This window comes from Ruegeria sp. CK1 (genome assembly GCF_056536545.1).
This window is the reverse complement of the sequence record NZ_JBQFPX010000001.1, coordinates 1,244,371-1,256,483: the sequence shown is the minus strand read 5'-3', so window position 1 is coordinate 1,256,483 and position 12,113 is coordinate 1,244,371. Positions and strand designations below refer to the sequence as shown.

Here is a 12,113-nt window from a genome sequence, read left to right as displayed (position 1 = left end):
TGCTTACTTCCTCGGTGTCAGAAAAGAACGATCTGTTTGACCGGTCACGAAATCTACGATCCGCTGTACGTATTCGCTCTCGTTCCCTGTGCCGACACGATGCGCCCGCTCCATAAAAGTGCCCTCACCTTCGGACAGTTCACGGAACGCTGCACGCAAGGCCGAGATATCTTCGCGGGATACACCTTTGCGTTTTAGCCCGACCAAATTCAGGCCATCCAGCTCACCCCGAGGTGCTTGAACCAAGCCATAGGGGATCACGTCATTGGGCACCATAGTCAGCGCACCGATGATTGCCCCACGACCCACACGGACCCATTGATGCAACCCTGAAATTCCGCCAACGATGACATCGTCTTCTATGATACAATGACCAGCCGCGCCAGCATGGTTCACCATAATCACCCGGTTTCCGATCTGAACGTCGTGCGCCACATGCACTCCGGCCATAAGAAGGCAGTCGTCGCCAATGCGAGTAACGCCGCCGCCGCCATCAGTGCCGGTATTCACGGTCACATGTTCACGAATTCGGTTGCGTTTGCCTATCTCAAGCCGTGTATCTTCTCCGCCAAACTTCAAATCTTGTGGGATTTCACCAATTACCGAGAAATTGAAGATTACGGTTTCATCGCCAATCGTGGTGTCGCCCGTCACAACTACATGCGACTTAAGCTCGACCCGATTGCCAAGTTTGGCCTTTGGGCCGACATAGCAAAACGGCCCAATGACGCAACCTTCACCGACCTGCGCGCCGTCCTCGATGATTGCGCTTGGGTGAATGCCGCTCATGTTGTTTTTTCCATGTCCCAGTCGACATAGGCAGAAAATTCGGCTTCTGCAGCAACTTCGTCATCAACGGTTGCTCGACCGCTGAACTTGAAAATTTTACCGCCCTTTTTGCCGCGAACAGTTTCAACGTGCATTTTCAGAACGTCGCCCGGCACCACCTTTCGGCGGAATTTGCACTTGTCGATGTTCATGAAATAGATCAGCAATTCGCTGTCGATCACATCCATGCCTACGCCTAGCATTACACCTGCTGTTTGCGCCATCGCTTCGACAATAGTCACACCCGGCATGATCGGAGTGCCCGGGAAATGGCCTTGGAAATGTGGCTCGTTCATCGTGACGTTCTTAATGCCAACCGCCGAATTGTAGCCCGAAATGTCAACCACCTTGTCGACCAGCAGAAACGGATAGCGATGCGGCAAGATCCTTTGGATCAGCTGAATATCTGCGCTCTTGGTTTCCGTGCTCATGATGTAGTCGTCCCGTTCTGGATATCTGTTTTCGCGTGGTTAGCAATACAGCGCCCTAAGGGCAAGCAAACCTATTCGCTCGACCCGTTTTCGACGGCACTGCCGTCTCCAATGGCCGCATCGATCCGCGCAACAGCCGCATCGGTAATATCTGTACGGTCCGCACTGAGAAAGACACTGGAACGCTCAATAACAATTGAAGCACCAGTTTCGCGCAGCAGGTCAATCAGAACGGGCTGAACTAACTCAAAAAACTTTTGCCGCGCTTCTTCACTTCGACGGGCCAGTGCATCCAGTTTTGCGCGTTGCCCTTCCCGATGTGATTGAACTTTGCTGTCAAAAGCCTCAGCCAATGGGCGAAACTCTTCCGCAGTCAACGTTTCGCGTTGCTCGGTAAGAAGTTTTTCTTCCTGACTTAGCCTGTCAACAATCCGTTCGTTTTCTTCGCCTAGCAAAGCGCTTTCCGATTCAATCTCACGTAAAACGCGTTTGCCAAAGGCAGACTCAGAAAACAGGCGATCACTGGATAACGTTAGAACGCTGCTCTGCGGAACACCTAATTGCTGACTAGCGCTTGGTTCAGACAGAAAAAGGGCAAGAAAAAAACTCAGGGCCGCTAGAAGGCCCCGAAGATTAATGTAAGCGCTTTCACACATTCAGGTTCAGAACTGGGCCTGAATCGTCAGGTCAAAGTTCTGCTCTTTGTCGAAGTCTTCCTTTTTTAACGCGTGCGAGAAGTTGAAGCGCAGTGGGCCAAATGGCGTAGTCCAAAGAACCGAAACCCCAATCACGTGACGGATCGACCCGTCTTCACCGACAATGTCACCACCAGCCGTGTTTACGTCATTCAGATTGTACAAGTTGCCAAAATCATAGAACACGCCGCCACGTAGGCCCAGTTCCTCAGGCAAGCCCAGTGGAAAGTCCGATTCGAGGCGCGTTACCCAATAGTAGTTGCCCCCGATTGCGTCGTCTTGACCGTTGGACAGGTCGCGTGGGCCGATACCGGCTGGTTCGAAGCCACGAAAAACGTTTGGTCCCAGAACAAATCGGTCAATGGTGCGACTGAAATCATCGCCCGTCCAATGCAACGCCCCCACTTCCACGGTGGCGCGAAGGACAATTTCTTCGTTCCAAACGCGGGTTTGAGCAATTGTGCGTGCAGTTGTTTTGAAAAATTCATTGTCCCCGCCCAACCCGGCAGCATCGACACCAGCCTCAAACAGCACACCTGCGTTCGGATTTAACCCACCTAGCCGACTGTCATAGATGTATGACACACCCAGCAAGCTGGTCGTGCGGTCGCCCTGAGCGATATCAGATGAGATAACCGCGCCGTTTGTTTCGTTGTCCTGCTCGGTCATCTCGCTGTTTTCCCAGCCATAACGCAACCGAAGCGCAGATAATTCCCCAATTGCGTAACTCAGTTGGGGGCGGAAAAACAGCGTCTCGGTGTCGTAACTTGCAAAACTTGAATTCGTTGTTGCTAGACCAAGCCCTACGTCAAAACTAAGTTCACGACCCAGCAGATACGGTTCGGTAAAGTTCAACGAGTATTGTTCGGCATCCTGTGCGGTCGAGAGGGTGACACCGATTGTTTGTCCGCGCCCTAAAAAGTTAGTTTCCCTCAAACCAATCGCAATGCCGAAACCATCTGAAACTGAGTAGCTACCGCCTAAGCTAAGTGAGCCGGTAGGTTGTTCTTCCACATCCACGTCCACAATCACCTGACTCGGTGTGGAACCTTCACGCGGTTCGACATCCGCTACGGCGAAGAAACCCAAAGCGCGAATGCGTTCCGCAGCCTGTCGAATTTCACGTGGGTTGAATGGATCACCCTCGACAGTGTCGAATTGGCGTCGGATAACGCGGTCCAGCGTCGTCGTGTTACCTTCGATGTCGATACGCTCCACAAAAATTCGTGGACCTTTCGTAAGGACAAATTGGACATCCAGCGTAAGATCGCGCGGGTTTCGGGTAACACGGGGTTCGACCCGCAGGAAATCGACACCTTGTTTGATGCCTAGACGCTCCATCCGAGCAATCGAGTTTTCCACCAACGTCGGTGAATACGTCACGCCTGGCCTAATTTTTAGCGCGTCCTGGTACGGAGCTGGATCAACCCCCGGAATTTCACTGACAGTGCTGATTTGTCCAAACGAGAACTTCTGTCCTTCCGTGATATTCATCACCAGAAAGAAGGCATCGCGTTCACGAGTGAATTCAACGTTCGCGCTGTTTACCCGAAAATCGACATAACCTCTCGAGAGGTAGAAATCTCGAATGACTTGCTTGTCGAACTCGATCCGGTCAGCGATGAATGTGTCGCTGCTGATAAAAGTTCGCAATAAATTCGCCTGTTTCGTTTCAAGAACACGGCGTAGACGCCGGTCAGAATAGGCACGGTTACCCACAAAACTCACTCGTTCGACTTCAATCGTGGTGCCTTCTGCGACTTCGAAAACCAAATCGACCCTGTTATCGCTGCGTCGAATAATTCGTGGTATAACCGTCGAAGCAACGCGGCCCTGAGCCGAGTAGATTTCCGCAATCAAGTCCGCATCTGCCTCGGCCACTTGGGGCGTAAATACCCGTCTTGGTTCGGACGAGATAGCTTCAAGCAGAACATCATCCTTTACACGACGGTTTCCCTCGATGCTGATTTGATTGATGGTTGGGTATTCTTCTACTGTGATAACAAGTGTGCTGCCACGCGGCGTCAGTTCAACTGTTTCAAAAACACCACTGTCAAGTAAACGCTGGTATGCGTCGTTAAGTTCTCCACCGCTGACTGATTGACCCGGTTCAATTCCAGTGCGTGCAATAATGGTGGAGGTTTCGATGCGGCGATTCCCTTCGACATCGAAAGAATTCACAACAAAATTTTGAGCCCACGCAGCCTGCGGCAAAGGCACAAAACTAACCAGCGTCAATAAGAAAATGAACGTTAGTGACCGCCACAAAATCTTGTTTTTCGGCCCCTGCCCCCCGCAGGATATACCCACGCCTAGCCTCTGATTCATTTTTTTCACTACCCAATATTTTTGGACTTTAAAGCTGAGTAGCGAGAATATCTAAGCTTGTCAAAAGACCAAAACATAAAACGGCCGCTAGGGCCGTTGCATTCAGTCTCAATTTAAGTGAACGAAGAATCACATTGTGATCAGGTAGCACCAACCGGCCATAGCGACGCCAGTTGCGCCACAGAACAGTAGCAAATCCCAATTCAGAACGAACAGCCAACCAAATCCCTTAAAAGAACGGTGCAAGAAAATTGACATTTCAGCCTCTGATGCAGACTAACCTTGCCCAAATCCTACGCGCAGATTGAGGCGTAAATGCGGCGAATTATTGCCTCAAAGGTCACAATCAGCAGAACAGATCGTTTGTAACAGAGAAGATCATAAGCCCTAGGATCAAGGAAACACCCACGCCCATCAATACTTTCAAAACACCATCGCTTGGAGGTTTTCCTGCGACCGCCTCGTAAGCGTAAAAAACCAGATGTCCCCCGTCCAGCGCCGGAATGGGAAACAAGTTCAAAAGACCGACTGCCGTAGACAATACCGCTATGAAAAAGATGAAGCTCTGCGCCCCCTGGCTTGCCATGGCACCAGACGTTTCGGCAATACCGATGGGGCCAGAAATATTGCAGGTGCTGATTGCGCCAGTAACCATGTGCCAGATGCCGGACAGTGAACCGTCAATTATCCGGATTGTTTGGCGAACACCCCCTGACAACGACGCGAAAATCCCTGCCGGTTCGGTCGCAGGCTCAAGAGCCATTCCGCCGACTATTCCTATTCGCCAGTGAGTTACGAACCCTCCTTCAGGCTGGGGTTCATCTGTACGGCGAGGAGCCAAAGCAAACTCTAGCTCAGCCCCGTCGCGCCACACATCCAGAAGCAGTACCTTGCCGTCCGAGCTCTCAACATGCTCTTTGAGCTGCTCAAAAGCAAAGATGGAATCACCATTTACAGCAGTTATGACGTCACCTGGCTGAAGGTCGATATCCATGGCGGCGCTGCGTGGTACAACTTGCTGGATCAACGCAGGAAACAACCAAGGACCTGTCACATCCATCGTCTGGCCGCCCCGAATGACCGTATAGTCCAAGCTTGGTTCAACTGGTAGGGCATCAGTGAATTCGCCCCAAGCGCCCTGTTGGTCGAAATCGGGAACGTCGAGCCCGGCAATAGCTACGATTTCATCCCCGTCTCTAAGTTCTTGAACTGTTCCGGGTAATCCGTGAAGCTCGCCCACTGTCAAAGGCTCTCGCGTCACACCTTGAGACATAAAAATCAGGCCAAATACCAAAATGGACATCACAAAGTTGAACACTGGACCCGCAGCTACTGTGGCGGACCGCGCCCACAGCGGTGCGCCATGCATGGTTCGGCGTAGCTCCTCTGGGCTGGCTTCAGTGATTTCCTGCATCGCATCTTCGTCTTTGCCAGACGCTGCATTGGCGTCGCCCAAAAACTTAACGTAGCCACCGAAGGGCAAGGCAGCGATCTGCCACTTGGTGCCCCGTTTGTCCATTCGGCTCCATAAAACCGGGCCGAAACCTATCGAAAACACTTCGGCGTGGATACCGGACCAACGTCCGACGATATAGTGGCCATACTCATGAACTGCCACGATTGCGGACAGAGCGATCACAAAGGCGATGATCGTGAACAATAGATTTCCGAATTGAGGGATCAGTGAGAGTTGGTCCAAAGGTCTATCCTGCAGTCTTCATTTTGGCCTCATCGGCCCACTTACGTGCCAAATGGTCTGTATGTAGCACGTTATCAAGGTTAAACGGGGCATCAAGAAGGCCTGCTGAGGCCTCAAATCTGTTCAAAACGCTTTCGACAATCGATGCCATCTCAAGAAAACCGACCTGACGTGCAATAAACAAATCCAGCGCGCGTTCTTTGGCAGCGTTGAACACGGCGCCAGACAGACCGCCCCGTTCCATCACATTCCGCGCCAAACGCAATGCCGGATAGCGTGCCTCGTCAGGCTCGTGAAAGCGCAGTTGGCCCAGTTTTGCGAGATCCAGTCGTTCAATCGGCAGCTCCTGACGGTCGGGCCAGTGCAAAGCGTAACCGATCGCATGGCGCATGTCGGGCGCCCCCATATGCGCCATAACGGCCCCATCTTTAAACCCAACCATCGAATGCACAATGGATTCGGGGTGAACGATGACTTCGATCTGATCAGGTGAAACGGAAAAGAATTCCTTTGTCTCAATCAGTTCCAACGCTTTGTTGAACATTGACGCGCTGTCGATGGTGATACGCTGCCCCATGTTCCAATTCGGGTGGTTCGAGGCCTGTTCGACCGTGGCACTGGTCAAATCGCTAAGGGGCCAATCGCGAAATGCACCGCCGCTGGCAGTAATGATAATGCGCTCAACCGCATTCATATCCTCACCTACCAAGGCCTGAAACACGGCGGAATGCTCACTATCCACTGGCAGAAGGCGAGCATTGTGCGCTTTCGCGGTTTCGAGCACCAAAGCGCCAGCACAAACAAGTGTTTCTTTGTTGGCCAAAGCCAATGTTGCACCCTGCTTAAGCGCCTCAAGCCCCGGCGGCAGCCCGGCAGCGCCAACAATTGCTGACATAATCCAGTCTGCCGGGCGTGCAGCAGCCTCGACCAGCGCAGTTTGACCGGCGGCGGCTTCTACACCACTGCCAGCTAGTGCGGCGCGGAGGTCATCAAGACGCTCTTCATGGGCAGTCACCGCGAGGTCGGCATTCAAGCGACGCGCATCTTCAGCCAGCCTTTCGATATTTGCACCACCGGTAAGTGCTACAATGTCGTAAGCGGATGGATCTCGATCAATTAAATCAATAGTGTTTTGCCCGATCGAACCTGTCGCACCTAACACGGACACTTTGCGCATTACATGCCTCCGGGGGAATAGATCAGCCCAGCGATCAGTACGAACAAGGCCGCTCCCATCATGCCGTCGAACCTGTCCAGAAAACCGCCGTGCCCCGGGATCAGGTTCGAACTGTCTTTGACGCCGAACTTACGTTTGGTGGCGCTCTCGACAATGTCTCCGGCCTGACTGGCCATTGACGCCAGAACCGAGATCAAAACGAACATCAGGCCAAAGCCTGCGTGAGCTGCGAAAACAGCCCCTACCACAGCCGCGGTAACCCAGCCTCCAGCGGTTCCGGACCACGTCTTCTTAGGGCTTACCCTGGGCCAAAACTTGGGGCCGCCAAAGGTTTTTCCCACGAAGTAGCCCGCTACATCTGTCGCGACCACGACCGAAATCAGCCACACCATCCAGCCAAAGCCCATGTTTTCGCGGATCGAAATGAACCCCAGACCGGACGCGGCAATCCAGATGGCAAAAAGCACATAAATTGTCTTGTGCCGGCCTATCTGCGCGGCACCAACCAAGGCGGGCGCCAATAATATTGGTAATTTGTATAGCGGTGGCAGATGATAGCTTAAAACCACGACAACCGCCGTCAATACACCCATTTGTATCGCCACAGCGGTACGATCTGGATCGATCATCTTCACCAGTTCCCAGGTCATCAATCCGCAGGCAATTGCTATGAAAGATTCGAACCACAAACCGCCCAGCCAAACTTCGATTGAGCCGATTACGATCAAAACTGCCGCCGATAGAACCCGAGCTGTCAGGTCAGACCATCTGCCCTCGCTCATGCTGGCACAGCTCCAAAACGGCGGTCGCGGGATCCAAAACTGTGGCACAGCCGTTCCAGTTCAGCTGCTGTGAAATCCGGCCAAAGCGTATCGATAAATTCATACTCAGCATAGGCGGACTGCCAAAGAAGGAAGTTGGATATCCTGGCCTCTCCACTCGTACGGATCACCAGGTCAGGATCGGGTAGAACATGCGTATCAAGATACTTAGGCAGGGTTTCTTCATCCACATCTTCGGGATGCAAACGACCTTCGGCCACGTCTCGGGCCAAACGTTTAGTCGCCCTGGCAACTTCATCCCGTCCGCCATAATTCAGAGCAACCGTCAAATGAACGAGATCGTTGTTTTTCGTTTCCTCTTCCAGCGTGTCCATAAGGGCAGTCAACTTGGAATCCAAACGCACCCGGTCACCTATGAAGCGAACACGTATTCCGTTTTCTTTCAGGGTTCGAGTTTCCTTGGTGATATAGCGCCGAAACAGGCTCATTAGGCCAGCCACTTCGGCCTGCGTGCGCTTCCAGTTCTCAGTCGAAAAAGCGAAAACCGTGAGATACTTGATCCCAAGCCCCGGGCAGGCCTCAACTACTTCGCGCACGCGCCGCGCACCGGCGTGGTGTCCGAACAGCCTTGGCCGACCGCGTGCCTGCGCCCAGCGGCCGTTTCCATCCATGATTATTGCGACATGGCACGGGCCGCGCGTGGGCGCAGTATGGGGGGCGTTTCCCATTATCGGTTCAGACCTGCATAATCTCTGCCTGCTTGGTATCAAGCGCAGAATCTACGGATTTTATCATCTCGTCGGTCAGATCCTGAACTTCGGCTTCCCAGAATTTCTGGTCGTCCTCGGACATGCCGTCTGCCTTGGCTTTCTTAATCTGATCCATTCCGTCACGACGAACATTTCGGATCGAAACACGGGCATGCTCGGCGTATTGACCGGCAACCTTGCCCAACTCGCGGCGACGCTCTTCGTTCAATTCCGGAATCGGTAGCATGATGATGGTGCCGTTCAGCTGCGGATTGATACCCAGACCACTTTCACGGATGGCTTTTTCAACTTTGCCGACAAGCCCCTTGTCCCAAACATTGACCGTTACCATACGAGGTTCGGGCACATTTACTGTGCCGACTTGGTTGATTGGGGTCATCGAACCGTAGGCGTCAACCATAACGGGTTCCAACATCGAAGCCGAAGCCCTTCCAGTCCGAAGTGAGGCAAATTCGGTTCTGAGGTTGGACATGGCGCCTTCCATGCGCCGTTTCAGATCGTCGGTATCCAGTTCGAAATCGTCAGACATGCTGCTCACTCCCCGTCTTCAAATGCTGTTTGCATGGCTCATAAGCCATCGCAAATGGGATGTATAGCAATGATGATGTGGAAATGCGCCAATGGCCAGAGGAGTTTGCGGCATTTTCGCGAAGTTTTCAAAACGAACAGACCGGCCTTCGTTGGAACTAGCCGGTCTGCTCTGTGTCTTTGTGATCAGGCGTTTACATCAACGACAACGCGCCCTTTGACCTTTCCACCAAGAATATCCTCGCCCAATTGCGGCAGATCAGACAAAACGGCCGGTTGGACCATGGCTTCCAACTTTTCCATCGGTAGATCGGTTGCAATGCGCTGCCATGCACGAACTCTGTTGTCATAAGGCTGCATGACGCTGTCGATACCCAGCAGATTGACCCCTCTCAACAAGAACGGAATGACTGTTGCAGGCAAGCCTGCCCCCCCTGCTAGACCAACAGCGGCGACTGAGGCACCGTACTTCATCTGACCCAGTACGCGCGCCAGCATTGCTCCGCCGACGGCATCCACACAGCCGGCCCAAGTTTCGCTTTCCAAGGGGCGTTTGGTTGTCTCATTCAATTCTTCCCGAGGAACGATCGTGCTGGCGCCTAACGATTTCAGATACTCCTCAGTTTCAGGCCGCCCGGTCACGGCCGCAACCTCATAGCCTAGATTGGCCAGAATGGCGGTAGCCACCGACCCGACGCCGCCCGCAGCTCCGGTTACCAATACTGGCCCGTGGTCGGTTGTCATCCCTTGATCCTCAAGCGCCATGACGGCGAGCATGGCAGTGAAACCAGCAGTTCCCACAGCCATAGCCTGCCGCGCATTGAGGCCGTCGGGTAGTGGCACCAGCCAATCGCCTAAAGCACTGGCCTTTTGGGAATATCCGCCCCAATGCGCCTCACCCACGCGCCAACCAGTCAAAACCACCTTGTCGCCGGGCTTGTATCGATCATCAGATGACGCCTCGACTTTACCTGCATAGTCAATGCCGGGCACATGCGGGTAGTTCCGGACCAGACCGCCGCCCTTTGGCGACATGCAAAGACCATCTTTGTAATTGACCGTGGAGTATTCGACGGCGACCGTTACCTCACCATTTGGAAGGTCATCCAGTGACAGCTGCTTCACAGAAGGATTGGCAAGGCCGCTCTCTTCATCTTTCTCCATAACCAATGCGTTGAACATCTGATATCCTTTCGTTTCCTTTGTGCCAGACTGGGGGTCACTTCTGGCTATATGACTTCGATGAAGACTTTCATCGACAAGGGCAAAGCCCCGTTTCTCCTCAAATCCAGAATCGTTCCTGCACCGTCGCGCTGCGCATACCGTCCGGAGTTTCAACTTCAACTTTAGTCCCGGCGTCCCAATGGCTCAGCCGTATCATGCCTATGGACACGTTAGTTTGGAAATCTGGGGACCATGCGGCCGAGGTCACCTGACCCACCCGTTTGCCTGATGCAAACACGGCCCAAGGCCTATCGCAGGGCGGAACGGCGTCACCTTCAATTGCGATCGGACGAATCTGCTGACCTGGCCCTTCTTTAGCCACACGTAACAATGCGTCCCTACCAATGCATCCAATGGCTGTATGAGTATTGCAGAATTTGCCCAATCCACATTCATGCGGTGTGTTGTCGTCGGTCATGTCATTGCCATATGACAGCAATCCGCCCTCGATACGTTCGATTAGATTGGGGCAACCAGCGCGCACCTGCAGGTCTTCGCCCGCGTCAAACAAAGCGTTCCAAAGCGGCATACCGATTTCTGAGCCTTCGACGTAGATTTCAAAACCGCCCTGTTTTGAATAACCCGACCGAGCAACGGCAAGGTCACGGCCCTCAAACTCAAACATATCGAATTTAAAGAACCGGATATCGCGCACTCGGTCTCCGAAAACGCGCGCCATCAGGTCATCCGCCTTGGGTCCTTGCACGGCCAAAGGCGATACATCCGGCTCATCCACCAGAACATCCAACCTGTATCCGCTGGCGATGCCCTTGACCCACAACAACAAGTCACTGTCGGCAATAGATATCCACCAACGATCATCGGATAGCTTCACTGCCACTGGGTCATTTAACATCCCGCCGGTTTCGTCGACGATAGGCACGTAAAAGCATTGCCCGGCCAGCATCCCGCGCAGATCGCGCGGAGTCAGCATTTGCATCAGCTTGGCCGCGTCTGGTCCCCGCAGCTCAACTTGCCGTTCACATGACACATCCCAAACCTGTACATGGTTCTTCAGATGACAATAGTCTGCCTCAACACTTTCGAAAACCGTCGGCAATAACATGCGGTTATACACCGTATATGCTTTGACCCCCGCCGCTTCGACCCCTTCTGAAAACGGGGTTCGACGCAGCCTGCGGGACAGGGAAATTTGCGGCATCTAAGCCTCCTTAGGCATAAACACCAGATCGCTGACAGGTGCAGCCGATCCGGTTTCGGTCAACATCTGATGAAGTTGCCCGCGATGATGGGTCTGGTGATTGAACATGTGGATCACGCATTGCGCGTAAGGCAATGTAACGTCAGCTTCTTTTGCTGCTGAGAACCACGTAAACTCCCCACTCAACGGCGCGTCGCCAAGTGAGGCTGCCCAGTGCGAAATACGTGCGTCGATCGTCTCACAAAGCGGCAGCCACTCAGTCAGATCAGAGCACAGAGAAACACTCTCGGGAATACCGCCACCTGGGCCTTCACCCTTGTCAAAGCGCGAGATCCAAATCCAATTGCCCCAAAGCAGATGATTTGCTGTACCCATTATTGAGCCGAAAAACGCGCCCCGGTTTTTGGTCAGCTCCCCGGGGGGCAATGCTTTCAGGAAGCCAGATAACTGGTTGTTTTGCCAGCTATTATACCGCGCCATTTCTCGCGC

13 protein-coding genes are annotated in these 12,113 nt (G+C 53.2%); all 13 read right to left on the bottom strand.

Annotated features, from left to right (window positions below):
• Positions 1-3: 3 nt before the first annotated feature.
• The gene (lpxA, locus tag ACR0L3_RS06050) at positions 4-789 is read right to left on the bottom strand and encodes an acyl-ACP--UDP-N-acetylglucosamine O-acyltransferase (RefSeq protein ID WP_480744445.1); all 786 of its coding nucleotides are present in this window, start codon (positions 787-789) and stop codon (positions 4-6) included.
• Positions 786-1,259 carry a 3-hydroxyacyl-ACP dehydratase FabZ gene (fabZ, locus tag ACR0L3_RS06045; protein ID WP_480744443.1) on the bottom strand — a complete coding sequence of 158 codons (474 nt, stop codon included), beginning with the start codon at positions 1,257-1,259 and terminating at the stop codon, positions 786-788. The genes lpxA and fabZ overlap by 4 nt, the downstream gene beginning before the upstream one ends.
• 71 nt (positions 1,260-1,330) lie before the next feature.
• Positions 1,331-1,915, bottom strand: a complete 585-nt coding sequence (locus tag ACR0L3_RS06040; protein WP_480744442.1) for an OmpH/Skp family outer membrane protein — start codon at positions 1,913-1,915, stop codon at positions 1,331-1,333.
• Between the two features lie 6 nt (positions 1,916-1,921).
• Entirely contained in the window at positions 1,922-4,282 is a 2,361-nt protein-coding gene (bamA, locus tag ACR0L3_RS06035) for an outer membrane protein assembly factor BamA (protein WP_480744440.1), read from the bottom strand.
• Between the two features lie 129 nt (positions 4,283-4,411).
• A complete protein-coding gene (locus ACR0L3_RS06030; protein WP_480744438.1) occupies positions 4,412-4,540 on the bottom strand; it encodes a hypothetical protein in 129 nt (42 codons plus the stop codon).
• 88 nt (positions 4,541-4,628) lie between these two features.
• The gene (gene rseP / locus ACR0L3_RS06025; RefSeq protein ID WP_480744437.1) at positions 4,629-5,981 is read right to left on the bottom strand and encodes an RIP metalloprotease RseP; all 1,353 of its coding nucleotides are present in this window, start codon (positions 5,979-5,981) and stop codon (positions 4,629-4,631) included.
• Between the two features lie 4 nt (positions 5,982-5,985).
• Positions 5,986-7,158, bottom strand: a complete 1,173-nt coding sequence (gene dxr, locus ACR0L3_RS06020; RefSeq protein WP_480744435.1) for a 1-deoxy-D-xylulose-5-phosphate reductoisomerase — start codon at positions 7,156-7,158, stop codon at positions 5,986-5,988.
• On the bottom strand, positions 7,158-7,940 hold the full coding sequence (locus ACR0L3_RS06015; protein WP_480744433.1) for a phosphatidate cytidylyltransferase: 783 nt from the start codon (positions 7,938-7,940) through the stop codon (positions 7,158-7,160). The genes dxr and ACR0L3_RS06015 overlap by 1 nt, the downstream gene beginning before the upstream one ends.
• The gene (locus ACR0L3_RS06010) at positions 7,937-8,668 is read right to left on the bottom strand and encodes an isoprenyl transferase (protein ID WP_480744432.1); all 732 of its coding nucleotides are present in this window, start codon (positions 8,666-8,668) and stop codon (positions 7,937-7,939) included. The genes ACR0L3_RS06015 and ACR0L3_RS06010 overlap by 4 nt, the downstream gene beginning before the upstream one ends.
• Positions 8,669-8,675: 7 nt before the next feature.
• On the bottom strand, positions 8,676-9,239 hold the full coding sequence (frr, locus tag ACR0L3_RS06005) for a ribosome recycling factor (protein WP_480744430.1): 564 nt from the start codon (positions 9,237-9,239) through the stop codon (positions 8,676-8,678).
• Positions 9,240-9,424: 185 nt separating this feature from the next.
• Positions 9,425-10,420, bottom strand: a complete 996-nt coding sequence (acuI, locus tag ACR0L3_RS06000) for an acryloyl-CoA reductase (RefSeq protein ID WP_480744429.1) — start codon at positions 10,418-10,420, stop codon at positions 9,425-9,427.
• Between the two features lie 100 nt (positions 10,421-10,520).
• Complete coding sequence (locus ACR0L3_RS05995; RefSeq protein WP_480744427.1) at positions 10,521-11,624, bottom strand: dimethylsulfoniopropionate demethylase; 1,104 nt, start codon at positions 11,622-11,624, stop codon at positions 10,521-10,523.
• A complete protein-coding gene (locus tag ACR0L3_RS05990) occupies positions 11,625-12,104 on the bottom strand; it encodes a DinB family protein (protein ID WP_480744425.1) in 480 nt (159 codons plus the stop codon). It lies immediately after the preceding gene.
• Between the last annotated feature and the right edge of the window lie 9 nt (positions 12,105-12,113).

Excerpts from the sequence above, each read along its gene's own strand:
- bamA (WP_480744440.1), bottom strand. The coding sequence starts at position 4,282 with ATGAATCAGAGGCTAGGCGTGGGTATATCCTGCGGGGGGCAGGGGCCG.
- acuI (WP_480744429.1), bottom strand. The coding sequence starts at position 10,420 with ATGTTCAACGCATTGGTTATGGAGAAAGATGAAGAGAGCGGCCTTGCC.
- ACR0L3_RS06040 (WP_480744442.1), bottom strand. The coding sequence starts at position 1,915 with ATGTGTGAAAGCGCTTACATTAATCTTCGGGGCCTTCTAGCGGCCCTG.
- fabZ (WP_480744443.1), bottom strand. The coding sequence starts at position 1,259 with ATGAGCACGGAAACCAAGAGCGCAGATATTCAGCTGATCCAAAGGATC.
- ACR0L3_RS06010 (WP_480744432.1), bottom strand. The coding sequence starts at position 8,668 with ATGGGAAACGCCCCCCATACTGCGCCCACGCGCGGCCCGTGCCATGTC.
- ACR0L3_RS06015 (WP_480744433.1), bottom strand. The coding sequence starts at position 7,940 with ATGAGCGAGGGCAGATGGTCTGACCTGACAGCTCGGGTTCTATCGGCG.
- lpxA (WP_480744445.1), bottom strand. The coding sequence starts at position 789 with ATGAGCGGCATTCACCCAAGCGCAATCATCGAGGACGGCGCGCAGGTC.
- dxr (WP_480744435.1), bottom strand. The coding sequence starts at position 7,158 with ATGCGCAAAGTGTCCGTGTTAGGTGCGACAGGTTCGATCGGGCAAAAC.
- frr (WP_480744430.1), bottom strand. The coding sequence starts at position 9,239 with ATGTCTGACGATTTCGAACTGGATACCGACGATCTGAAACGGCGCATG.
- ACR0L3_RS06030 (WP_480744438.1), bottom strand. The coding sequence starts at position 4,540 with ATGTCAATTTTCTTGCACCGTTCTTTTAAGGGATTTGGTTGGCTGTTC.
- ACR0L3_RS05995 (WP_480744427.1), bottom strand. The coding sequence starts at position 11,624 with ATGCCGCAAATTTCCCTGTCCCGCAGGCTGCGTCGAACCCCGTTTTCA.
- ACR0L3_RS05990 (WP_480744425.1), bottom strand. The coding sequence starts at position 12,104 with ATGGCGCGGTATAATAGCTGGCAAAACAACCAGTTATCTGGCTTCCTG.